The following is a 22,811-nucleotide window of genomic DNA, read 5'->3' as shown; positions in this document are numbered from 1 at the left end:
AGGCGGTACGTTTCTTGAGCGACATTCAAGAAATGAGGCTGGTTCACATGGACTCCGACAACCTGGCGGACGAGCTGCGCCGACTCGACACCCGAGGTCTGCTCGCCCTGTTCACCACTCTGGAAGCCCCCACGATCGCCGAAATCGACGGCGAATACGCCGCCGCTCTGCTGGCCCAGCCGAATCTGTTCGCCGTGGTGACCGGAAAGGTGGCCGTGGCCAACCCGCTCGAGCCATGGCGGTGCAAGGCTTTCCGGCCTGTCGACGAGAACGGCGGGCGTGGTTACAACACCTTCGGCAGGCTCGGCCGAGTCCGGCAGCGCTACCCGATGCGTACGCTGTTGGCCCCGTCCCGCTACGACGGCGCACTGTCCTACACGCTCGTCTATCGCGCCTACACCTCGCTCTGCGGCTCGATCCACATGGTGGACGAGGTGCGGCGTGCCGCGCCCGGCGTCTACCTCGGAATCGGCACCTGGGGGTTCACCGATGCCCAGCGCCGCGTCCCCCGGCCCTTCCTGCTGACCGGCCCGATCGGCTCCTATCGCGGAGACATCGGTAAAGCCCGCCGCGACTTCACCCCGGGCACCCGCGAGCTGCCCGGCACGCCCGCCTGACACCACTCACGTCTCGGCCCTATCCGAACGAAGGAATCATGACCACAACTCACCGCACCGCGCTGATCACCGGCGCGTCCGCCGGTATCGGCGCGGCGTTCGCCCACCACCTCGCCGCGAACGGTTACCAACTGCTGCTCGTCGCCCGCCGCGCCGATCGTCTCCGGGAACTCGCCACACAGCTGACCGCACGCCATGATGTGCGCTGCGAGGTGTTCGCCGCCGACCTCACCGACAGCGCCGCACCAGCCGCGATCGTGGACTACGCCGACCGGCAGGGCTTGCCCGTCGACGTCCTGATCAACAACGCCGGTCTCTCGGGCAAGACAGCATTCGCCGACACACCGTGGAACGCCCTGGCTGGGGAGATCCAGTTGATGGTCACCGCCCCGACCGAACTCGCCCACCTCGTCATCCCCGGCATGAAGAATCGCCACTGGGGTCGCATCGTCAACCTGTCGTCGGTCGCTGCCTTCGCCCCGCCCGGCGCCGGCTTGCTCTACACCGGCATCAAGTCCTACGTCCTCGACACCTCACAAGCCCTCGACATGGAACTCAAACACCACGGCATCCACGTCACCGCCCTGTGCCCCGGCTTCACCCGCACCGAATTCCACGACGTCATGGGCACGCGCGACAAAGCCGACCATCTGCCCCGCATCCTCTGGCAGCAGCCCGACGCTGTAGTCGCCGAGGGCTGGGACGCTGTGATGAAAGGCAAGCCCGTGTGTGTCCCGGGCATCGTCAACAAGATCTCCGCCGCCGCCATGAAGCCCTTGCCCGTCCGCCTGGGCTACCTCCTCGGAAAGACCTTCAACCCCTTCAAGAACAGCTGAAGCCGACCCGGGCCACCGCCCGGATCGGTGCGCCGTCGGCCCCGCGCAGCGGCAGCGGAAACAACGAAACCTCGATCGATTCGCCTGACGCCTGCGCGTTCGACAGCTCGTCGAGTGCGGTGAGGTTCTCGGCGATCACGGCGTGCGCACCGCACAGGATCCGGTGTGCGGGCAGGTCCAGGTCGTCGGTCCCGGACAGGTCGATGCTCGGCGCGTCGATGCCGACGGTCCGGATTCCCTTGTCCACCAGCAGTTGTGCGGACTCCGGGTGCAGGTATGGGTGGGTGAAGTAGTCCGGGTTGCCCCACCGCGACGACCAACCGGTGGCGATCAGCACGATCGTGCCGGGTGGCAGGTCGACGTCGAACAGTGCCGGTCCGATCGCGGTGTGCGCGGGCACCGATCGCGCATCCACGATCCAGGCTGGTCCGACGAAGCGCTCGAGGGGCAGTTGATCCAGGGTCGGCAGACTGTCGTCCAGATGAGCGGGCGCGTCGACGTGCGTCCCGGATTGCGACCCGAGATGCACGCGCAGCACGTTCACACCGTCGGTGGCGGCACGCAATGCCGGTTCCAGCAGAACTTCCGGATCGCCCGGGAACACCGGCATGCCGGTGTGGATCGGCCGGGTCAGATCGATCAGGCGCACCACGTCAGCATACGAGAGCCGTCGACCGTGCTGAGGTCGCTGTGCTGTCCCCCCGCGAAAACCGTTGGCGCTGCAAGATATTCGGCCGATAACCTGATTAGACCCGCCGAGTAGCTCAGGGGAGGAGCGAAACTGTGTGGGACTGGGGGAAATCTGTCGCCGAGCACGCGGCTGCCACCGCGTGGACCACCTGGCCACCGCCGGAAAAGCCACCGACCGTCGTCGACCCACCGCCGGGTCGCGCGACACGACCATATGAAGCCGGTCGTGCCGAGTGGTTCGACAGCGGGGCGAGTCGGTAGGTACGCAGCACCTGGTCGAAGGTCGGTTTCCGCTCGTATTCACGGGTATACGGGCCCCGAGGGAGGTGTCCATGTACGACCAGTTCACAGCGGCCTATGAGCGGCCCGTCTCGTCGGCCCACGCGCGCATCGCATTCGCCGACAATCTGTTGCGGGCCGCAACCCGACCGGAACGCATCGCCGAGGTGTTCGCGACGATCATCGGCGACCACATCGAAACCGGCCCGATCGCCGTCGGTCCGGGTGGGTTGGTCTCCGCGACCGCGGCAGGCCGCACCGAGCGCGTGCAGGTCACACCTTCACAGACGGATTGCTGCGAGATGGCGGTGTTGGTACCGGTCACGTTCCGGATTCAGGCAAGGCTTGGCGGAATCCCTGCCCACTACCTCGCCGCGGCATGTGTGCGGACTCGGGTCACCGTTGTTCCCGACGCCCCGTGTGCGCTGGTGGTGCGGCATCAGTCGATCTCGCGGCACGATGTCACCATCAAGGTGCGAGCGAAGAACGCCCTCGCTCGACTCGCCGAGCCCTTCGCGCACCTGAACTCCCTGATCACCGATCAGGTGGTCAGCTACGTCAACAGCCTGGTGACCAGCCCGCGGGTGCGTGAGTTGAGCCGCATCGACGTAGCCCAGCTCATCGAACGCGCCTGGGACACCGGACTTGTCACCGGCCGCATGGTCGGTCATCAGTGAAGGTCGTGATCACCGGGGCGAGCGGCAGTGTAGGTACGGCACTGCTGCGCACCGTGCGTGCGGAGGGTTGTGAGGTGGTGGGTGTCGTCCGGCGCCCACCACCAGCAGACTGCCCTCCCTACACCGGTGTCCGCTGGGTTCGCTGCGATATCGGCGACCCGGCGGCGCTGCCGCAGCTGACCCACGCGTGCACCGGCGCGGATGCCCTCGTCCATCTGGCGTGGGCGATCAATCCGCGCACCGGAGATCCGCCGATGGAACGGACGAACCGCGTCGGCACGGCCAACGTGCTGCAAGCCGCCGCAGCCTGCGGGGTCGCCCACCTGACATGTGCGTCTTCGGTGGCGACCTGCACGCCGACCGCACGATGGCGACGAGTCGATGAGCGGTGGCCGCTGGACGGCATCACCACCAGCGCCTACAGCAGGGGGAAGGTCGTCCTCGAACAACAACTCGACGCCTTCGCCCGCGCGAACCCCTCGCTACGAATCGCACGGATCCGTCCGTGTGCTGTCGCGCAAGGCGCCGCCGCCGCCGAGATCGCCGACTGGGTACTGAGCCCGTGGCTGGCCCGTGCCGTCATCGGTCACCGCCTGCTGCCGGTGCCCCTGTGGCGCGATCTTCGCCTGCAGCTGGTGCACGCCGAGGACGTGGCCGCCGCGATCTGGTTGATCGTGCGCGAACGGGCGACGGGAGCCTTCGGTCTCGCTGCCGAACCGGTGCTTTCGGCGCCCGTTCTCGCCACGATCTTCGGCGGATTCCGGCTTCCTGTGCCACGGCCGGTTCTGGCCACTGCCGCGTGGGCAGGTTGGCGGCTGGGATTGCAACCGTTGCACCCCGGTTGGCTCGATCTGGCCGACCAGGCGTGCTTGGTCGACGCGGGCCGCGCCCACCGAGAGCTCGGCTGGTCACCGAAGCACGACGCCATCGCCGTCGCCACTGAACTCGCCGCCGGGTTTCGCGCGCACCGACGCGGCGACAGCCCGCCGCTGGCACCGCCACGAGTACCCTTTCATTTCGGATCGCCGACGCATCAGAGCCAGGCCCCGCCGCGCCGGGCCGGGCGATGAGCGGCACGCAGCCTCGGTGCTCGCTGAGCGCGCGCTTCGACGGTGTGAGCGATGCCGGTCTTGTGGATGCGCACACGTGCCGGCCGCCGCGGCCTTGTCCAGCATCACCTGGCGCGATCCGGAAACCGCTCCCTCCCAGCGAAACCGGTGATGCCCGTGATTGCCCGATCCGTGCGCGAGCAATATCGCGCCGCGATCACCTCGTGCAATCGACACCTCGAACACGCGCGCGGAACGTGGCGATGCGGTTTGTGGCCCCGAGCACCGGGTAGGCATCGCATACCCGCACTGGGAGGAGGACAGGTGCCACGGTCACTATCCGTCCAAACAGAAGACGAACTCGGTGGCGCGCTGAGTGTGTTGACGCTGCAACGCCGCGACCACCATCGGCTGGACCTGCTCTTGGAGCGCGTCGCGAACACCACCGGCAGTCAGCGCCAAGATGCTCTGACCGCGCTGTGCCGCCTCGTCTTCCCACATGCGTTCGCGGAGGAGGCGGTGCTGTGGCCGCTGGTTCGCCGAACCCTGGCGGACGGTCCGGCGCTGACGTTGCGGGTGGAACAGGAACATCAGGAGATCAACGAACTGTTCGCCGAGCTGGAACGGACGGATCCAGACAGCCCGCAGCACCGTCGATTGTTCGAGCGTATCGCCCAGCTACTCCGGCAGGACGCGCGAGACGAGGAGGACCTACTTCTGCCGAAGCTGCAGGAGGCGCTGGATCCGCGTGCGTTGCGCCGGGCCGGCCTGCTGTGGTCGGCGCTGCGGTACACCGCTCCCACTCGTCCACACCCGACCGTCTCGCGACGGCCACCGGGCAACGCACTCGCCGCGCTGCCGCTGACCGGACTGGATCGGGCGCGGGATCGGCTCGACCGGGCTGCTCGACGAGTACCTGCCTCGTTGGCGGCCGGATGCCGAAACACCAGCCACGTCCTCGCCTCTGTCGCCGGAGCCGTCGAGCACCTGCCGCTGCTGCGTCGCGGCGAGCATTCGACCACGCGAGGCTGACACTTCCGAGAGGTTTCGAAAGGGAATGTCATGAGTTACATCGAGAAGGCCAAGGAACAGCTGACAGATCTCGTGGGGAAGGTCATCGATTCCGCCAGTAGCGGTGGCGGCGCGCAAACCGTCACGATCAGCCGCCCACGCGCCGAGGTCGAACAGTTCTGGCACGATCCCGACAAGCTGTCGCAGGTGCTCGGTGACGTGGCCGGGGTCCGCGCCACGGGACCGACGAGCTACGAATGGGTCCTGCGCCGCCGGGAAGAGGACCCGATCACCTGGGATACCACTCTGCAGACCGAGGAAGACGGCCTGCGTTTTGTCGGCGCCACCGAGAACGGCGTCCACGCCGGGCCCGCCGAGATCCGCGTGACATTCCGGGACGCGCCCCGCGGTGCCGGGACCGAGGTGAGCTTGCGGGTCGAGTCACCGGTACCCGACTTTCTCATCGGCGCAGCCGCATTCAAGGTGCTCTACCGGGCGCGCGCGTTGCTGCAGACCGGTGAGGTACCCACCCTCGCACACAATCCGAGCGCGCGTGCGGCCGCGCACTGACCTAGGAGGCGATACATGCGTGCACTCTGTTGGAACGGCGTCAACGATTTGGCGGTGGAAACGGTCGACGACCCCACACTGCTCAACCCGCACGACGTCATCGTTCAGGTCGGCTTGACCACGACCTGCGGATCGGATCTGCATTTCATCGACGGCTACCTGCCCGGCATGCGCGAAGGCGACGTGTTCGGGCACGAGTTCATGGGTGAGGTTGTCGAGGTGGGCCGTGAAGTCACCGCGCGCAAAGTCGGTGACCGCGTGGTGGTTCCGTCGTTCATCGGGTGCGGGTCCTGCTGGTTCTGCGAGCACGACCTGTGGTCGTCGTGTGACACGACGAATCCGAATGCTGAACTGCAACAGCCGATTCTGGGGTATCCGACCGGGGGAATCTATGGATACACCCATCCGTTCGGTGGCTATCAGGGATCGCACGCGCAGTATGTCCGCGTGCCGTTCGGTGACGTCAACTGCTTCACCATCCCCGAGGGCGTCACCGACGAGCAGGCCCTGTTCCTCTCCGATGCCGTGCCGACCGGCCTGATGGGCGCCGATTTCTGCGACATCGCACCCGGCGACACGGTCGCGGTGTGGGGCAGCGGTGGGGTGGGCCTCATGGCCGGGCACACCGCCCGCTTGCTCGGCGCGGGTCAGGTCATCGTCATCGATCGGTATCCGGAACGATTGGCTCTGGCGCGCGAACAGTTCGGCGCCGAAACCATCGACTACACCGCGGTCGACAGTGTGCTGGAGGCGGTGCGGGAGATGACCGGGGGTCGCGGCCCGGACGCCTGCATCGAGGCGGTCGGGATGGAAGCGCACGGCACCGGACTGCAGCAGGTCTATGACCGCGCAAAGCAATTGCTGCGGCTGGAAACCGACCGCGCGACTCCGTTGCGTGAAGCGATCGTCGCGTGCCGCAAAGGCGGGGTCGTGTCGGTACTCGGTGTCTACGGGCTGACCGACAAGTTCCCGATGGGTGTGGTGACCAACAAGGGTCTGACGATCCGATCGTCGCAGCAGCACGGTCAGCGATACATGCCGCGGATGTTCGACTACATCCAGCAGGGCGATCTCGATCCGTCGTATCTCATCACGCACGACTTACCGCTCGAGGACGCGGTGCGCGGTTACGACATCTTCAAGAACAAGCGCGAAGGTTGCATCCGGGCGGTATTTCGCCCATGAACGACAGCCAGCGCCGCCTGGGCGGGTACGCCGCGACGATGGGGCTCTACGCGGTGGTCGTCGCCGCCGTCGCACTGTTGAGCAGGGTGACCGATCGTCGACTCCCGCGCGCCATGACCGTACCGGAACTGATCACCACCGCCGCTGCCGCACACAAACTCTCCCGCACTGTCACCAAGGCGGCCGTCACCAGACCCGTGCGAGCCCCGTTCACCGAAGAGGTCGGCACCGGTGGCCCCGGCGAAGTGATGGAGCGACCGAAGGGCCAACAGGGCATCCAGCACACGATCGGCGAATTACTCAGCTGCCCTTTCTGTTTCGATGTGTGGGCAGTCACGGCGCTCACGGTCGGACACGTCTTCGCACCCCGTACGACCCGCTTGGTAGCCGACGGGATGACAGCCCTGGTCGGCGCCGACTTTCTGCACCTCGCGTACGCCAAGGCCCAACAGCTGGCCGAAGGTTAGTTCGCGGTCACGCCGTCGGTCTACGTTCGCGAGGGCCAGGCGCCCGGAAGCTCGACCACTGGGCGGCTCAGGTCTTCGGTCAGACCACATCGAGGAGTCGCTGGTCTGTCCGGCCAGGTCCGCTTGCCTACGGCGCCGGCGCGAGTCTTCGGAGAACGAGCTCGCGCCGACGCGTTGAGCGGCGGTCTAAGGTGCCGGTCGTGACTCGTCGAGCCGGATCAGGGGGCCGGCCAGCACTGCGAGCACGGCTCCGAGTAGGCAAACCGACGTCAGAGCCATCTCCTGCGTGAGGATCACGGCCGCCAACACCGGGGTGCAGCTGATACCCAATTGGAAGGCTGAGACCGTGGTAGCTCCAGCGAGAGTCGGCGCGTCGCCGGCGATGGTGAACACCCGGCCGTACAGGGCGGGGTTGAGCACAAACGCCGCCACACCCAGCAGAAATACCGCAGGAACGACGATCCAGATCTGTCGCATCGACACCGCGAGCACCACGGACAGAATCACGATCGCGCCGGTTCCGGTGCCCAGTGCCAAGTGGGGGCGCCGGTCGGAGATCCGGCCACCGATTGTCAACCCGGCGAAGGCCCCGATGCCGAACAGCGCGAGGACGGCCGGGATCCAGACCTCGCCGACATCGGTGATATCGCCCAGCATGGCGGCCAGGTAGTTGAACGTGAGCATGTATGCCGCGGTGGTCGTGATGGTAATCGCGTAGATCACCCACAGCTTCGGCTTGCGTATTGTGGCGAGTTCGCGTGTCACGACCGATCCGGTGCCTGGTCGGGAATCCGTTGCGGTAGCGGGAATCCCGAGAACACAACCGGCGATCCCGACCAGCGTGAGGGCGACCACGGCCCAGAATCCGCCCCGCCACCCACTGAAATGGCTCAGTAGTGTGCCCAAGGGTCCGCCTGCGACCATCGCGACGCTGAGCCCGCTCACCACCACGCCGGACGCGCGAGCGTTGCGGTCGGGAGTGACCAGGCCGATCGCGGTCACCGAGGCGATCGCGAAGAATCCGGCATAGGCGATACCGGCCACAACTCTGGAGGCCAGCAGTACCGGATAGCTGCCGAGCAGGCCGATCGCGATGCTCAGGGCGAAGACGACCTGTGTGGCCAGCAGTGCGGTGCGGCGCGGCAACCTCAGGCTGAGTACGGCGAACGGCGGTCCACCGAATACGACACCGAGCGCGAAGGCGGTGATGAGCATGCCGGCCGACGACAGCGGTACATCGAGGTCGGTGGCGACATCGGGAAGCACACCTGCGAGCAGGAATTCGGCGGTGCCCATCGCGAACAGGCTGAAGCCGAGCAGGTATACCCCGGCGGGCAGGCGGTCTCCGCGTCGGTCCGTGAGCTGTGTGGTGACGGTCATCGACGATCACCTGCCGATGCGACGTCACGCACGGACCTGTCGATCAGGCGCACCCCGTAGTCTGCCAACCGTTCTCGTTCGGCCTCGATTCCGTCGACGCCGGTCGCGTCGAACTCCGTCGGCGGCATGCCGCCGCGGGATGGAAACCCATGCATAGCCGTATCCACTGTTTCGTTCATCTGTGAGCACCTCCGAGACGAGCATCGGTGTGCCTGTGCGGAATCGGCAAACAACCTTGCCGATTCCGGGATGGATTGGTTGGCTGGCCGGATGGATGACCAACCGACCGTGGGCGCCGTGATCGAGCAGATCGCGCCTCGTTTGCGACGTGCCCGCGAACAGCGGAAACTCAGTTTGGCCGACCTTGCCCGGGTCACCGGTCTGTCGACCAGCACGCTGTCCCGGCTCGAATCCGGGCAGCGCAAACCCAGCCTCGAATTGCTCCTGCCGATCACGGTTGCGCTCGGAATCGCGCTCGACGAGATCGTCGCCGCACCCCGGATCGTCGATCCTCGTGTGCCGCAGGAACCGACCAAGAACGACGGCCGGGTGCTGGTCCCACTGTCCCGGCACCAGGGCGATCTCCGTGCCTACAAGATGATCATCCCCGCCCACGATGAAGAGCCCTACCTGCGGACCCACGAGGGCAATGAATGGCTCTACGTGCTGCGCGGACGACTACGCGTCCGGCTCGGCGAGCACGATTTCGTGATGGACGCCGGTGAGGCAGCAGAGTTCGACTGCCAGATCCCGCACTGGTTCGGTGCGGCGGGCCGCGGCAGTGTGGAACTCCTCAGCCTGTTCGGACGACACGGCGAACGCATCCACATCCGTGCCCGGACCTCCCGCCGCTGACAGCGCACCACGCACGCTCCTAGTTCCATACGGGGGCGACAACTGTTTCGACAACCTCGACGTCTTCTTCTGGTCGTATGTGCGCTACCGGGCGGTGCGCGCGCCGTCCCGGCGAGGGTCCGGGACGACGCGTGGATCGTCAGCCGCGAACCGGCGGTTCGATCATCGCCTGCGGTCGCACTCGACCCCTTCGACGACATCTCCGGAGACCATGCCGGAGCTGCAGATCCACCGTGCGCCGTCGTCGGGGCGTGTCACCACGAATTCGCCGTCGATCGGGCCTTCGGTGGGCGCATCCTGACCTGCGGTGCAGCCGCTGCCGACGATGTCGGGGAAGTTCGGCTCGACCGTGGTGCAGGTGTAGGACCACACCGATTCGGCGGCGGCTGTCGGTGCGCCGAGCAGCAGCGTGCCCGCCACGACGACCAATGCGGGTAGGAGCGTGCGGGCGATGCGAAGGCTTGTCATGAGATCTCCTTGTTCTGTTCCGTGGAAGGACGAATCGGTCGTCCACCCGGATCGGCTGACAGCGTGGCGCGCCGGGAATCCGGGTGGGCCATCAGGAGAAATGCGAATTGCCATCGAACGATAACGCGGTGGGCTGGGCATTCACTTGCGACACGCGTGCTCAGCAGACCATCAGATCCGCGGTCGGCCGCAGACCCTCGACACTGCCGGGGGTGATCACGGCGAGGTCGTATGTGTGCCCGGCCGTGACCTGCCACTGCCCACCGGCCAGCGGCACGACCGCCACGCCGGGCACCGGTCCCGAGGTCCAGTCCAGTCGACCGGCCATGGTCTGGATGTGGGTGCGGTGCAATGCTTTCGCGATCGCGTCGGGGTCGGTGGGGTCGTCGGCGGCGCGCAGCGCGTGGACGGCGACCTCGAACAGCGCGTAGGCCAGGCCGAGGGGCTGTAACCACGGCCGTCCGGTGTGCTGGGCGTAGGCGTCGGCGAGTTCGGCGGCGGTGGTGCCGTCGAGGGAGGACCGGTAGGGGTGCACAGGCGTCCAGTAGACCAGGGTGCCAACGTTGTCCTGGCCTGCCTCGCCGCCGGAGCAGGTGGCGGCGGGTGGGTAGGCGAGCCAACGGGAGCAGGTGATCAGGCGCGGGTGCCAACCGAATTCGATTGCCCTGCTTCGGAACAGCGTGAGGTCGCGGGTGGTGGCCGCGCTGGTCACCAGTTCGGCACCGCTGTCCCGGAAAACGCGCAGGTGGGTGTCGAAGTGTGTGGCGGGCTCGTGATAGCCCGCCGGGTCGACCAGTCGGTGACCACGTCCTCGTGCGACGGGGGCGAAACCGTGGACCTGGTGGCGGGACCAGTTGCCCTGGGGGCCGTCGTTCCACAGGCAGCCGATCGCCGGGCCGTCGGGTGCCGCGCGCTCCCAGAGGTCGGCGAACACCTCGGCGATGTCATCGAGGCCCCAGCAGAAATGGAACGCCCGGTTCAACGGCCGATCACCTCGGCCGTAGTAGTACACCTGCCAGGGGAAGGTGCTGGAAACGCAGACGCTGCCGAGACTGTCGCACGTGTCGGCGACCACCGGCAGAACCTGGGTTCCGGCCAGGGTGAGCACGATGCGCGCCCGCTCGTCCCGGACGAGTTCGGTGACCGCCTGGCGCGCACCGTCGGCGGTCGACTTGCTGTCGCGGCCGGCGATCCGCAGTCGGGTGCCGCGGGGTGCCAGACGGTGCAGGTGTGGGGCGAGCTCCGTGAGGACGAAGTCGAGTGGGTCGCCCAGGCTGGAAAGGCGGCCCGAGCGCGCGACGACCACGCCGATGGTGAGAACCGGTCGGCCGGCTTCGATCCGGGGGAGAGGTGCCTCGCTGCGGGCGGTGGGGCCTGCGTCCATGACATCTCCTGTCGATGGCGGGTGCGAGTGCGATGAACCGCGCGGGACGAGCACTCGTATCTGCCGAAGGATCGCATACCGAGTCGAAGAATCGGCGCAGCCTGACGTGTCGATCGGGCGGTTTCGTGTGTTCAGGTCCGGACGGGCACCGCGTCGCGCACGCGCGCGGTGGCACTGCGGGTGCCGATGATCGAGCCGATGATGACGAGCGGGAAGCCGATCGCCATGCCGATCGTCAACGGTTCGCCGAGCGCCGCGATGCCGAGGACGATCGCCACCGCCGGATTGATGTAGGTGACCACGGTCGCCCTGGCCGGGCCGACCTCGGCGATGAGCGCGAAGAACACGAGAAACGCGGCGGCCGTGCAGATCACGGCGAGCCCGAGCACCGACCATGCCGCGTCGGCGGGGATGCGCTCGGGCCAGGACACCGCGGTGAATGGGGTGTAGACCAGGGCCGCGAGCAGCAGTGAGGCCGTGACCACGCCGAGTGCGGGCAGATCGGCGAGAGTGCGGTCGTTGATGATCGGGCCGATGGCGTAGCCGATGGTCACCACGGCCACCGCGCCGAGCGCCGCCGGGGCGGTGAGGTCGATGTCGAGGCCGACCAGTGCAGCGACACCGGCGAAGCCGACGGCGAGACCGAGCGTGCGGCGGCCGTCGAAGTGGTCGTGGCCGAGCATTGTCACCAGGACGACGGCGATCAGCGGCACCGCGGCGAGCAGGATGCCGACGGTGGAGCTGTGCAGGGTCTGTTCGGCGTAGCCGAGCAGGACCCACGGGCCGATGATCTCGACGGCGGTGTAAGCGAGCAGCATCCGCCAGCGCGCGAGGACGCCGCGGAAGGCGTTGGTGTACAGGGCGACCGGTAAGAGGAGCAGGCCACCGATCGCGGTGCGGCCGAACGCGACGACCACCGGGTCGATGCTCTCGACCGCGATGCGGATCATCGCGTACGGCACACCCTAGATCACTCCGAGGGCGAGGAACAGGACCCACCCGCGCCTACTCACCCGGCTCACCCACCATTTCCGATCCCGTGGGGAGCACGGCGCTCACCCATTTTCATCCTATGATTTCGGCGGGCTTGGCGTCACGCTAGTGGCTGATATGACAACTTTCGTCAATATCCCGCCAGTTCGCTGAACATGATCGAGATGGCCCCGCCTTCTTCCATCTACACCGAGCTCACCGAAACCGGCAGGGCTGCTTACGAAAAGGCGCGCCCGACACACGATCGCATCCTCGAACAGGCACTCGCCGACGCCGAGGTGATCCCCGAACTCGCGCCGCTCGTGGGCTTCCTGCGCGGCGTTCCGGCGCCGCGTTGAGCACGACATCGGTTTGATCCGTGGTAGCCACGGCTTTGTGGCCGTGAACCCTTCGACCATGGCACGAACGGTGCCCATGTCGTCCCCCATGAGTACCGCTGAACTGGCCGACCGCACCGCGCGTGCCGTCGATGCCGCCGTCGCCGCCGGCCGCGCACAGGGGCTCACCGTGACCCACCCCGCTGTCCTGCACGACGTGTTCTCCGTGGTCGTACACCTCGCCCCCGCACCGGTCGTGGTGCGGGTACCGACGGTGGTCACCCTCCCCGTCCACGAGCAGTACCTGCGCCAGCGCATCGAACTCGATGTGGTGTCGTGGCTGGCCACCCGGCAAATCCCCGTGATCCCGCCGAGCCCGCTTGTCCCGGCCGAACCCGTACGCCGCGACGGCTTCTCGATGACGTTCTGGCAGTACGTCGACCAGGATTCCGACGTCGAACCCGACTACGTGCACAACTCCGCCCGCGTGGCCGACCTGCACCTCGCCCTGCGCGACTATCCCGGCGACCTGCCGTTCCTCGCCGCCGCCGAACCACACACCATCACCTCGAGTCTGACCGTGCTCGCCGAGCGCCCCGACCTCCTCGCCCCGGCTGACCTGGACCGAGTCCGACGAGAATGGGCACTGCTGGAACCCCTGGTCTCCTCGCGCACCGCGTTCGACGCCGAGTTCCCCGGCGTCACACCGCAGCCCATCCATGGCGACGCGCCCGCGGTCAACATCGTCACCACCCGCACCGGCCATCTCTACGCCGATTTCGAACTCACCTGCCTCGGCCCCGTCGAATGGGATCTGGCCGCCATGGGCCCCGAGGGGGCCGCCGCGTACGACACCGCCGCCAGGGCCAACGGAACACGTCCACTCGATCCGCGCGTCGCACAGTTCGCCGAGGCGGTCGGCATGATCCGTGCCATCACCTGCCTCACTCTGGTCGACCAGCAGCCGATCCTCGCCGACGCGCTCGCGCCCGCTCTCGACGCCTGGCGGATGCAACCGTTCGCGAACGGGCTGTTCGACTGACAAGCCACCGAGGAGTGCCCGCGCTACAGCCTGGCGGCCCACTCCGGGATCACGATCGATCCGTACCTGAAGTTCACCGACTTATGCCTAGCAGGCCGAGGGCGAAGTCGGCATAGGCGGTAGCGATCTGCTCAGGGGTGGACGGGCCGTCGAGTCGGAACCATTGTGGAAGGGCGGTGCACATTGTCGCGATCGCACGTCCGGCGGCTTTCGCGTGGTCGGTGGCGCGGTTCTCCTCGGCGAGTGCGGTGTCGATGTCTTCGTCGAGCAGGTATTGGATCTTGTTGCGGGACCTGGTGATTCGCTGCCGATCGGCAGGTTCCAGGCTGCGCATCTCACTGGCGCCGATGAAGGCGAGTTCGCGGCGATGGGTGTGGAACAGCGCGAGCGCCTCGACCGTGCGGATCAGCCGGTCGCGACCGGTGGCTGCCTCGCTCCGGGCCGCGCCGACCCGCCAGTGCAGCTCGTCCATGGTGAGGTCGAGTGCCCGCACCAGCAGGTCCTGTTTGTCGCGGTAGTGGTGGTAGACGCCGGGCACGCTCATGCCGGCCCGGTGCGCGATCGACCGCATGGTCGCGCCGTGGTAGCCGGTTTCCACGAAGGATTCGATCGCGGCGGTGAGCACGGGATCGATGTCCAGCGGCGGGAACTCACGCCATGCGCGGGTCTTCTCGGTGATCGACTCGGTGACGGCACCGCGCGGACGCCGTGTGGTCACCGGGTTTCGTGACTCGTCGAGCAGCCACTGCGTCGTGGTGCCGAGTTCGGTGGCCAGTCGGCGGAGCCGGGGTACCGAGACGCCCGTTTTGCCGGTCTCCACGGCACTGAGCGTGGCCGGGCTGACCCCGATGCGGCGCGCGGTCTCCCGCAACGACAGCCCCGCCGCGACTCTCGCTTCTCGCAGCCGCGCACCCAGATCTGTCGGTCCGTTGTCGAGAGTGTTCATGTTGTTCAGAATAGCTGAACATAACAAAAGACCGAGAAGTGCTGTGTTTGACAGGTGTGAGCGAACCATGTCAGGGTGCTGAGTATCCAATGCCGAGCGATCGTTCGGTCTGGGAGTGAGGAGTGGTTTCGTGGCGATCGATCTGTCCTATCCGCCCGAGGTGCAGCGGCTGGCCGACCGCACCCGCGGGTTCGTTCGCGACCGGGTGCTATCGATCGAGGACGCGCACGACGGCGACATCACTGCCGCGGGCGGCGACGCACTGCGCAAGGAACTGCAACACGCCGCACGCGAAGCCGGAGTGTTCGCACCGCACGCACCGACCGAGTACGGCGGGCACGGACTGGGAATGGTGAACCGCGCACCGATCTTCGAAGAAGCGGGCTACTCGCTGTTCGGCCCGACGGCACTGAACATCGCGGCCCCGGACGAGGGCAATGTGCACATGCTCGCCCACATCGCCGATCCCGAGCAGAAACAACAGTTCCTCGCCCCGCTGGCGCGCGGCGAGGTCCGCTCGGCCTTCGCGATGACCGAACCCGCCCCCGGTGCGGGCTCGGACCCCTCCGCACTGACCACCCGCGCGGTGCGCGCCGAGGGCGGGTGGCGAATCAACGGTCACAAGTGGTTCATCACCGGCGCCGACGGCGCGGGCTTCTTCATCATCATGGCCCGCACCTCGGGTGAACCAGGAGATCGCGGTGGCGCGACCATGTTCCTCGCCCCGGCCGAGACCCCGGGAATCCGAGTGGGCCGCCATATCGACACCCTGGACCGATCCATGCTCGGCGGCCATTGCGAGGTGTTCTTCGACGACGTGCTCGTCCCCGACTCGGCTGTGCTCGGGGCGGTCGACCGCGGCTTCGAATACGCCCAGGTGCGGCTGGGACCGGCCCGCATGACACACGTGATGCGCTGGCTCGGAGCCGCCCGCCGTGGTCACGACGTCGCGGTGGCGCGGGTGGCCGAGCGTCGCGGATTCGGTTCGCGGCTCGGCGATCTCGGCATGATCCAGCAGATGATCGCCGACAACGAGATCGACATCGCCGCCACGCGGGCACTGCTGACCCGCGCATGCTGGGAACTCGACCTCGGCGAACCCGCCGCGAACGCGACGTCGATCGCGAAAACCTATGCGGCCGAAGCGATCTTCCGGATCATCGACCGCAGCATGCAGATGTGCGGTGGCCTCGGCGTCTCCGCCGACCTGCCGCTGGCTCGGCTCTCCCGCGAGGTCCGGCCGTTCCGGATCTACGACGGTCCGTCCGAAGTGCACCGCTGGGCCATCGCCAAACGCGCGGTGAGCGCGGCCCGCCGCGCACAGCAGGACATGAAATGAGCCTTCCCGGAATGGATGTCGTCGCACTGGAGAAGTTCCTGCGCGACAGTGGCGTCGCGGTGCGTGGTGAGCTGCGGGTGGGACTGATCGGCGGTGGCCGCTCGAACCTGACCTTCGCGGTCGCCGACGACGAGTCGAGCTGGGTGGTGCGCCGTCCGCCCGTCGCCGGGCTCACCCCCTCCGCCCACGACATGGCCCGCGAATTCACCGTGACCCGGGCGCTCGAGGGCTCGGCGGTGCCGGTCGCTAAGACCGTCGCATTCGATGCGCAGGGCACCGCGCTCGGCGCCCCTATGACCGTGGTCGAATACGTCGACGGAACGGTGATCCGAGACCAGGACGACCTCGCCGCCCTCACCGACGCCCAAGTGGCGGCGAGCGCGGCCGAGCTGGTGCGCGTGCTGGCCCGATTGCACGAAATCGACCCGGACGCGGTGGGGCTCGGCACGTTCGGGCGCCCCACGGGTTTCGTCGAACGGCAGGTGAATCTGTGGGCGGCCCAATGGGATCGGGTGAAGACCCGTGAGCTCGCCGATGTCGCGGCGCTGCACGCGGCGCTGGCGGAATCAGCGCCGAACGCCTCCGCGGCCTCGATCGTGCACGGCGACTTCCGGATCGACAACACGATTCTGGACGCGGCCGATCCGGCCCGGGTGCGTGCTGTCGTGGACTGGGAGATGTCGACACTGGGGGATCCGCTCACCGATGTCGCGCTGATGTGTGTGTACCGCTCACCGGTGTTCGACCTGGTTCTCGGCTCCTCGGCCGCGTGGACCAGCGATCGGATGCCCACCGCCGACGCTCTAGCACAGGCCTATGCGACGGCCTCCGGCCGAGACCTGGGCGACTGGGGGTTCTACCTCGCGCTCGCCAACTTCAAACTCGGCGTGATCGGCGAGGGCATCACCCACCGCGCGCTCCAGGGCTCGGGCGCCGGAGCAGGCGCCGAACGCGCGGCCGAGGCGACGCCGGAATTCATGGCGGCCGGGCTGCGGGCAATGAAAGGACACCGGAAATGACCAGGTCCGCGCTCATCAGCGGCGCCTCCCGGGGTATCGGCCTCGGCATCGCGAAACATATGGCCCAGCAGGGCTATTCGCTGACCATCACCGCGCGCGACGTCGACCGTCTGCGAGCAGTCGCCGCGGAACTGCGTGCGGACGGCGCGTCGGAAGTGGTCGTTGTCGCTGCCGACATGTCCGATGAGGAGGGCGTCGCGCGCGTGCTCGGCGCGCACACGGATCGGTTCGCGACGATGTCGGCCCTGATCCTGAACGCGGGTGTCGGCACCGCGGGCCCGCTGGCCGAATCGTCGATGCGGCGCTTCGACAAGACCATCGAAGTCAACGTCCGCGCTCCCATCCAGCTGATCCAGGGCGCGCTGCCGCTGTTGCGCGCCGGGGCCAGGGAAAACCCCGGTCGCGGTGCGAAAGTCATCGCGCTGTCATCGATCACCGGCGTCTACGCCGAGGCCGGGCTCGCCGTCTACGGCGCGGCCAAGGCGGCGCTGATCTCGCTGCTGGCCACCCTCAACGCCGAAGAATCCGGCAACGGAGTCACCGCCACCGCCATCGCACCCGCCTTCGTCGACACCGAGATGAGCGCCTGGATCCACGATCAGGTTCCCCCCGAGCAGATGCTCGCCGTGAACGACATCGTCGAGATGGTCGACGCGCTGCTGCGGCTGTCCGCCCGCGCAGTTGTGCCGACAATCGTCATGTCCCGCGCGGGCACCGACGGCTACCGAGCCTGACTGCGCTGTCGCGACTAGGTTTCGGCCGTTTCATCAGCCCCGTCAACATGGGCTCACGGGGGGCGGCTCGTCCGCCTTCGCGCTCGCGCATCTTTCGTAGTCGACCTCGAACGGAGCTGTTGCCAAGCGAAGTCGGCGCAAGTAATTTGAGCTTTCGTCGCGCTGTCCGACGGTATGTGTTCTGCCATCCTCCTCGATGACCGGGACGCCGACCCCGGCCACATCCGAGCGGTTCTCTGGAAAGCGCTGTCGCGAAGCGGCTCGGTCGACAGCGATCGAGCGTCGCCTCCGAGAACTCGCGGGCGAGACTATTGAACTGGGTGGTCACAGGAGCATCAATCCGTCGCGCTGGCGTGTGCCGCGATAATTCGCCAGCCGTGCTCATCGTCGTGCAGCCATGAACGCGTGTAGCGCATCCTGGCTCCGAAAGGCTCGCCGTTGACGGTCCCCTCGATCGTCCCGAGAAACCAGGTCACTCCGGCACGTCCGTCGGTGAGGACGTCGAGCTCTTCCTCGACCAAGGCAGTCACCACCTGGGTCCGGGTGCGGTGAAGCTCCAGATCATCGGCCTTGGTGTAGACGTCTGCGCCGAAGGTGAAGATCAACCGGTCATCCAGCAGACGATCCAGTGCCTGCACATCCCCGGCAAGTTGCGCGGCCTGTAACCGCCGTTCGGCGTCCCGCAAGTTCTCCATGCACTCACCCTGCCAGCCGATGTCCACTCACGCCACGTTCGTTTTCGGCTGAGAGCGAGGCGCCGACGAGACCCTTATGAATCGACATCTGGCGCCGGGCACACCGACGCTGAGGTGTGCCATGATCGCGAGGTGGACAGTGCTGATGGTCCCGCCGTTGATCGCGCCGAGTTCGACCGCCTCGTCGGCCCGTTGCGCGCGGAACTGCACGGGCACTGCTACCGCTTCCTCGGTTCGGTTCATGATGCCGACGACGCCCTGCAGGAGGCTTTGCTCCGCGCGTGGCGCTCGCGCGCGAACCTCACCGATCCCGGCAAGTTCCGGCCATGGCTGTACAAGATCGCGACCAACCGGTGCCTGACCATGCTCGAGCAGCGCGGCCGACGCGAACTCCCGATGGATTCGGAGCCGGATGCGCCCGCGGCCGAAAGAATATGGCTCGAACCGTATCCCGGCGTCGGGGTGGGGGAGCCGGGGCCGGAGGCGCGCTATACGGCTCGCGAGTCGATCGAATTGGCGTTCGTCGCGGTGATCCAGCAGTTGCCGGGCGTGCAGCGGGGTGCCTTGCTGTTGCGCGATGTCCTCGGCTTCACCGCCAGCGAGACCGCCGAATTGCTCGACGTGACCGTGGCCTCGGCCAACAGCGCACTGCAACGGGCACGGGCGCGCCTCGATCAGCGCGAACCGTCTGTGGCGCCCGACGATCCGCGGGCGCGCCGCCTCGCCGAGCGATATGCCACCGCTTGGGAGAACGCCGATGTCGACGGCATCATCGCGTTGCTCGCCACCGACGCCCGCTACGCCATGCCGCCACTGCCCGAGTGGTATGGCGGACGATCCGCGATCCGGGAATTCCTGGTGACCGGCCCGCTGCACTGGCGCTGGCGTTTCCGCCCGACCGTGGCCAACGGTCAACCCGCGTTCGGCACCTACTGGTGGGACCCCGAGCGTTCCGTCTTCGCGGCCATGGCCCTCGATGTGCTGACAGTGCGCGGCGGTGCGATCACCGATGTGGTGTCGTTCCTCGATCCCGCACTGTTCGCCCGCTTCGCCCTTCCCGAATTCGTGACCGACTGACGATTAGTTCGGCACCGTCGGCCGGGTCATACCGGTAGTGGGACGTTCCCACCGGCCGGGGCCCGACCTCGGCACCCGAAGGGAGACCGTCATGTCGCACGACGAAGACCAGATCCGTACTCTGATCCACGACTGGGCCGCCGCCGTCCGCGCCGGTGACCTCGACCGTGTGCTGGCCGACCACACCGCCGACATCGTCATGTACGACGTACCGCCACCGCAGAACGGCGTCCGTGGCATCGATGCCTACCGGCAGACCTGGCCACCGTTCTTCACCTGGCTCGGCCGCGGCGCCGCCTTCGACATCGTCGAGCTGAACGTGTCGGCCGGCGCCGACATCGCCTACGCACACGCTCTTCTTCGGTGCGGATCACCGGAAGAGCTTGCGGCCGAACCGGATACCCGCCTGCGCCTCACTCTCGGCCTGCGCAAGGAAGGTGGCCGGTGGAGGGTGGCCCACGAACACCATTCGTTCCCCGACACCACCGCCGACCCGGCCGACGACATCGCCGAGATCCGCGCACTGCATCAGCGGTGGTTCGCCGCGACTGCCGAGAAGGACCTCGACAGGCTGATGGCGGAGATCGCGGAAGACGTCGAATCCTACGAACACGACGCACCGCTGCACTACACCGGCGCAGACAACGTCCGCGAGGTCTGCCGACGTGGACTCGAATCCGCCCCCGGGCGGGTGACCTGGGACGTCCCCGAAATGGCAGTCGAGGTCCGCGGTGATCTCGCCGTGGTGTGGGGCCTCAACCACATGAGCGCCGAGGACGCGAACGGGCAGGTCGATCACTCCTGGTCGCGAGGCACCCGGGTATTCCGCAGGCGTGGTGGACGGTGGTTGCTCGTGCACCAGCACGTGTCCTACCCCTACGACCCGGAAACCGGTGTTGCGGCAACAGATCTCGTACCCGAGGACGAGCCGCCGCGAAGTGCGTGACCATCCTGCGTCGGTACTGCCGCGTTGCAGGGTGGCCGCAGGTCGGTGCGACTATTCGACCTCGGTCATCGCGAGGAGTTCAGCGCGGGCGATCTCGAGATCTTCGTCCGACAGGTAGGGGCTGGCGGCGGCGACCGCGAGCCCTTCTGTGGCGTACCGGATCAGGAGGAGCCGGGTGTGGGGGAGACCGTCGGCGGCGAAGGCATCGGCCAGGATGCGGGCGTCTCGTTCGTAGAGGGCTTCGCGCTCCGGTGAGGTGCCGAGGGTGGTGATGAGGCTCGTGGGGGCGAGGACTCGTTTCACGTATTCGCTGCCGCCGGTGAAGGCGCGGATGTAGGCCCGGGTGAACTTTCCGGGTCTGTTCTCCGACAGGTCGATCTGGGCGCGCACCTCTTCGTGCAAGCGGGTGAGGATGTGCTCGGTGACTCCGTTGACGAGTGCTTCGCGGTGCGGAAAGTGGTGCATGAGACCGCTTTTGGTGACGCCCGCCGCGACCGCGATATCGGCCAGGGCCACATTGGCGCCGCGTTCGGTGAATACCGCCTCGGCCGCGTCCAAGATGGCGCGGCGGGTTCGTTCCTTGTCGCGGGTAGCGGTGCGGTCTCCGGTGGTTGTGCGGTCAGACTTCGTCATGTCGAGCTACTTTCACAGTGCCGTGGGAAGGGATGGCACGCCAAGCGAGGATCGCCGCGACGGCGAGGATCGCCGCCGCGATGAACGATGTGGTCTGCATGGCGTAGGCGAAGGAGTCCTTGGCCAGCGCGACGATGCCGGGGTCGTCGACCGTCGCGACGGTGGCGGCGAGCGAGTCCTCCACGACGGCGGCGCGGGACGGGTCGGTATCGGCAGGCAGGTTCACATGCGAGCGGTAATTCGCCAACTGGATGGACCCGAGAACCGCGATTCCCAGCGCCCCGCCGAGTTCGTACGCGGTCTCCGCGATCGAGGACGCCGCGCCCGCGCGTTCCCGGGGCACGGCGGTGACCACGGCGTCGACCGCCAGGGTCATGGCCACGCCCACGCCGAGACCGAGTACCGCCAAGGCGACACCCAGACCCCAGTAGCCGGAGTGGGTGGCGGACAACCCGAGCAGGAGAAGGCCGACCGCGGCAGTGGCGAGACCGGCGCCGATCGAGCGGCCCGGGCCGAATCGGGTGACGAGCACGCCGACGAAGGCGATCACTACGATCGACGCGATCGTGGCCGGAAGTTCGGCCATCCCGGCCCGCAACGGCCCGTAACCGCGCACGAGCTGAAGGTACTGGGAGAAGAAGAACAGCAGACCCATGAACGCGAAGATCGACAATGCCGACGAGGTGACCGCACCCGTGAATGCCGGTCGGCGGAACAGTGCGATATCGAGTAGCGGGTACTCGAGATCCAACTGCCTGCGCACGAACAACCATCCTGCCAGCACACCCGCTGCCGCGAAAGCGAGCACAGTCCAGTCGAAACCCGTTCCGACCCAATGCTTTATCGCGTACACCAGGGGCACGATCGCGACAATCGACAGCGCCGCCGAGATGAGGTCCACCGGCCGGTTGGCGTCGCCGCGCGACTCCGGGAGCAGCACGACGCCCGCGACGAGGACGACCAGCATGATCGGCACGTTGATCAGGAATACCGAGCCCCACCAGAACCTTTCGAGCAGCGCACCACCGACGAGTGGCCCGAGCGCGGCACCTGCTGTGGCGCCCGCGGACCAGATCGCGATCGCGGTGGTGCGCTGCCTGGGATCGGCGAACAGCTGACGAACGATCGACAGCGTCGAGGGCATCAGTGTCGCGCCCGCGACACCGAGTAGCGCGCGAGCGGCGATGAGCGTTTCCGGGTTCGGCGCGAACGCGGCAAGCACCGACGCACAGCCGAACGCCCCCGCACCGATGAGCAGCAGCCGTTTGCGCCCGATCTTGTCGGCGAGATTGCCCATCGTGATCAGCAAGCCGGCCAACACGAACGAATAGATGTCGCCGATCCACAACAGTTGGGTCGCGGTCGGTGCGATGTCGGTGGTCAGCGACGGGACGGCCAGGTACAGGACCGTACCGTCGATCGTGAGCAGCAGCACCACCAGGACCAGGGCGGCGAGCGCCCACCATTCGCGCCTACCCGCACGGTTCGTTTCGACGTCTGGGCTCACCGCACCAGGCTAACAGTCCGCCTGTCTGGTTGTACAGTCCAAATGGACTTTAGACGTGTCATGACGAAAGCCCAGCTCACTCGAATCACCCCCGA

At 67.3% G+C, this 22,811-nt stretch carries 25 protein-coding genes and 1 pseudogene; 16 read left to right on the top strand and 10 right to left on the bottom strand.

From position 1 onward, the window contains the following. Positions 1-47 precede the first annotated feature (47 nt). Positions 48-617, top strand: a complete 570-nt coding sequence (locus tag AB0I19_RS04995; RefSeq protein ID WP_357144578.1) for a hypothetical protein — start codon at positions 48-50, stop codon at positions 615-617. A 38-nt stretch (positions 618-655) separates the two neighbouring features. After that, the gene (locus AB0I19_RS04990; protein WP_357144575.1) at positions 656-1,453 is read left to right on the top strand and encodes an SDR family oxidoreductase; all 798 of its coding nucleotides are present in this window, start codon (positions 656-658) and stop codon (positions 1,451-1,453) included. Here the strand turns inward: AB0I19_RS04990 and AB0I19_RS04985 are convergent. Further along, positions 1,440-2,102, bottom strand: a complete 663-nt coding sequence (locus AB0I19_RS04985) for a cyclase family protein (RefSeq protein ID WP_357144572.1) — start codon at positions 2,100-2,102, stop codon at positions 1,440-1,442. The genes AB0I19_RS04990 and AB0I19_RS04985 overlap by 14 nt on opposite strands. A 373-nt stretch (positions 2,103-2,475) precedes the next feature. Between AB0I19_RS04985 and AB0I19_RS04980 the strand changes: the two genes are divergently transcribed. The 6 genes from AB0I19_RS04980 (at position 2,476) to AB0I19_RS04955 (ending at position 7,381) form a co-directional block, all read left to right on the top strand. Next, the gene (locus AB0I19_RS04980; protein WP_357144569.1) at positions 2,476-3,099 is read left to right on the top strand and encodes a hypothetical protein; all 624 of its coding nucleotides are present in this window, start codon (positions 2,476-2,478) and stop codon (positions 3,097-3,099) included. Further along, the gene (locus AB0I19_RS04975) at positions 3,096-4,169 is read left to right on the top strand and encodes an NAD-dependent epimerase/dehydratase family protein (protein WP_357144566.1); all 1,074 of its coding nucleotides are present in this window, start codon (positions 3,096-3,098) and stop codon (positions 4,167-4,169) included. Before AB0I19_RS04980 ends, AB0I19_RS04975 begins: the two co-directional genes overlap by 4 nt. Positions 4,170-4,472: 303 nt before the next feature. Then, the gene (locus tag AB0I19_RS04970; protein WP_357144564.1) at positions 4,473-5,180 is read left to right on the top strand and encodes a hemerythrin domain-containing protein; all 708 of its coding nucleotides are present in this window, start codon (positions 4,473-4,475) and stop codon (positions 5,178-5,180) included. 30 nt (positions 5,181-5,210) lie between these two features. Further along, positions 5,211-5,729 carry a hypothetical protein gene (locus AB0I19_RS04965; protein WP_357144563.1) on the top strand — a complete coding sequence of 173 codons (519 nt, stop codon included), beginning with the start codon at positions 5,211-5,213 and terminating at the stop codon, positions 5,727-5,729. Positions 5,730-5,744: 15 nt separating this feature from the next. After that, positions 5,745-6,914: a zinc-dependent alcohol dehydrogenase gene (locus AB0I19_RS04960; RefSeq protein WP_067638078.1), complete on the top strand. Its 1,170-nt coding sequence runs from the start codon at positions 5,745-5,747 to the stop codon at positions 6,912-6,914. Next, the gene (locus AB0I19_RS04955; RefSeq protein ID WP_357144560.1) at positions 6,911-7,381 is read left to right on the top strand and encodes a DUF1360 domain-containing protein; all 471 of its coding nucleotides are present in this window, start codon (positions 6,911-6,913) and stop codon (positions 7,379-7,381) included. The genes AB0I19_RS04960 and AB0I19_RS04955 overlap by 4 nt, the downstream gene beginning before the upstream one ends. 186 nt (positions 7,382-7,567) lie before the next feature. Here AB0I19_RS04955 and AB0I19_RS04950 read toward each other — a convergent pair whose 3' ends face one another. Both AB0I19_RS04950 and AB0I19_RS04945 read right to left on the bottom strand, forming a co-directional pair. Further along, positions 7,568-8,761 carry an MFS transporter gene (locus AB0I19_RS04950; RefSeq protein ID WP_357144557.1) on the bottom strand — a complete coding sequence of 398 codons (1,194 nt, stop codon included), beginning with the start codon at positions 8,759-8,761 and terminating at the stop codon, positions 7,568-7,570. Beyond that, positions 8,758-8,940, bottom strand: coding sequence for a hypothetical protein (locus tag AB0I19_RS04945; protein ID WP_357144554.1), 183 nt, complete (start codon positions 8,938-8,940; stop codon positions 8,758-8,760). Before AB0I19_RS04945 ends, AB0I19_RS04950 begins: the two co-directional genes overlap by 4 nt. A 91-nt stretch (positions 8,941-9,031) precedes the next feature. Between AB0I19_RS04945 and AB0I19_RS04940 the strand changes: the two genes are divergently transcribed. After that, entirely contained in the window at positions 9,032-9,616 is a 585-nt protein-coding gene (locus AB0I19_RS04940) for an XRE family transcriptional regulator (RefSeq protein WP_357144551.1), read from the top strand. 162 nt (positions 9,617-9,778) lie between these two features. On the opposite strand, the gene AB0I19_RS04935 is transcribed toward AB0I19_RS04940, so the two are convergent. From AB0I19_RS04935 to AB0I19_RS04925, 3 genes are all read right to left on the bottom strand, one after another. Beyond that, the gene (locus AB0I19_RS04935) at positions 9,779-10,084 is read right to left on the bottom strand and encodes a hypothetical protein (RefSeq protein WP_357144548.1); all 306 of its coding nucleotides are present in this window, start codon (positions 10,082-10,084) and stop codon (positions 9,779-9,781) included. A 160-nt stretch (positions 10,085-10,244) separates the two neighbouring features. Further along, a complete protein-coding gene (locus AB0I19_RS04930; RefSeq protein ID WP_357144545.1) occupies positions 10,245-11,468 on the bottom strand; it encodes an ABC transporter substrate-binding protein in 1,224 nt (407 codons plus the stop codon). Between the two features lie 131 nt (positions 11,469-11,599). Beyond that, the gene (locus AB0I19_RS04925) at positions 11,600-12,418 is read right to left on the bottom strand and encodes a DMT family transporter (RefSeq protein ID WP_357144542.1); all 819 of its coding nucleotides are present in this window, start codon (positions 12,416-12,418) and stop codon (positions 11,600-11,602) included. Positions 12,419-12,643: 225 nt separating this feature from the next. Between AB0I19_RS04925 and AB0I19_RS04920 the strand changes: the two are divergent. Together AB0I19_RS04920 and AB0I19_RS04915 are read left to right on the top strand one after the other, a co-directional pair. After that, positions 12,644-12,799: pseudogene (locus AB0I19_RS04920) on the top strand (MarR family transcriptional regulator); the annotation flags it as partial. An 88-nt stretch (positions 12,800-12,887) separates the two neighbouring features. After that, complete coding sequence (locus AB0I19_RS04915; protein WP_357144538.1) at positions 12,888-13,820, top strand: phosphotransferase; 933 nt, start codon at positions 12,888-12,890, stop codon at positions 13,818-13,820. Between the two features lie 73 nt (positions 13,821-13,893). On the opposite strand, the gene AB0I19_RS04910 is transcribed toward AB0I19_RS04915, so the two are convergent. Further along, positions 13,894-14,766 (bottom strand): TetR family transcriptional regulator, encoded by an 873-nt coding sequence (locus AB0I19_RS04910; RefSeq protein WP_357144536.1) that lies wholly within the window; start codon positions 14,764-14,766, stop codon positions 13,894-13,896. Positions 14,767-14,896: 130 nt separating this feature from the next. On the opposite strand from AB0I19_RS04910, the gene AB0I19_RS04905 reads away from it, so the two are divergent. The 3 genes from AB0I19_RS04905 to AB0I19_RS04895 are packed head-to-tail and all read left to right on the top strand — an operon-like array spanning position 14,897 to position 17,858. After that, positions 14,897-16,105, top strand: coding sequence for an acyl-CoA dehydrogenase family protein (locus AB0I19_RS04905; protein WP_357144533.1), 1,209 nt, complete (start codon positions 14,897-14,899; stop codon positions 16,103-16,105). Continuing rightward, positions 16,102-17,124: a phosphotransferase family protein gene (locus AB0I19_RS04900; protein WP_357144530.1), complete on the top strand. Its 1,023-nt coding sequence runs from the start codon at positions 16,102-16,104 to the stop codon at positions 17,122-17,124. Before AB0I19_RS04905 ends, AB0I19_RS04900 begins: the two co-directional genes overlap by 4 nt. Beyond that, positions 17,121-17,858, top strand: coding sequence for an SDR family oxidoreductase (locus AB0I19_RS04895; RefSeq protein ID WP_357144528.1), 738 nt, complete (start codon positions 17,121-17,123; stop codon positions 17,856-17,858). The genes AB0I19_RS04900 and AB0I19_RS04895 overlap by 4 nt, the downstream gene beginning before the upstream one ends. A 335-nt stretch (positions 17,859-18,193) precedes the next feature. Here AB0I19_RS04895 and AB0I19_RS04890 read toward each other — a convergent pair whose 3' ends face one another. Continuing rightward, positions 18,194-18,580, bottom strand: a complete 387-nt coding sequence (locus AB0I19_RS04890) for a nuclear transport factor 2 family protein (protein WP_357144525.1) — start codon at positions 18,578-18,580, stop codon at positions 18,194-18,196. 105 nt (positions 18,581-18,685) lie between these two features. Between AB0I19_RS04890 and AB0I19_RS04885 the strand changes: the two genes are divergently transcribed. Together AB0I19_RS04885 and AB0I19_RS04880 are read left to right on the top strand one after the other, a co-directional pair. Next, positions 18,686-19,630 carry a sigma-70 family RNA polymerase sigma factor gene (locus AB0I19_RS04885; protein ID WP_357144522.1) on the top strand — a complete coding sequence of 315 codons (945 nt, stop codon included), beginning with the start codon at positions 18,686-18,688 and terminating at the stop codon, positions 19,628-19,630. 91 nt (positions 19,631-19,721) lie between these two features. Next, positions 19,722-20,576: an SgcJ/EcaC family oxidoreductase gene (locus AB0I19_RS04880; RefSeq protein ID WP_357144519.1), complete on the top strand. Its 855-nt coding sequence runs from the start codon at positions 19,722-19,724 to the stop codon at positions 20,574-20,576. A 51-nt stretch (positions 20,577-20,627) separates the two neighbouring features. Here the strand turns inward: AB0I19_RS04880 and AB0I19_RS04875 are convergent, their stop codons facing one another. Continuing rightward, entirely contained in the window at positions 20,628-21,209 is a 582-nt protein-coding gene (locus AB0I19_RS04875) for a TetR family transcriptional regulator (RefSeq protein WP_357144516.1), read from the bottom strand. Then, the gene (locus AB0I19_RS04870; RefSeq protein ID WP_357144513.1) at positions 21,196-22,716 is read right to left on the bottom strand and encodes an MFS transporter; all 1,521 of its coding nucleotides are present in this window, start codon (positions 22,714-22,716) and stop codon (positions 21,196-21,198) included. Before AB0I19_RS04870 ends, AB0I19_RS04875 begins: the two co-directional genes overlap by 14 nt. Positions 22,717-22,811 lie beyond the last annotated feature (95 nt).

The sequence above is a fragment of the Nocardia sp. NPDC050413 genome (genome assembly GCF_040655475.1).
Lineage (GTDB): Bacteria > Actinomycetota > Actinomycetes > Mycobacteriales > Mycobacteriaceae > Nocardia > Nocardia coubleae.
Note: the sequence above shows the minus strand (reverse complement) of the source record. Positions and strands in the feature narration are given on the sequence as shown.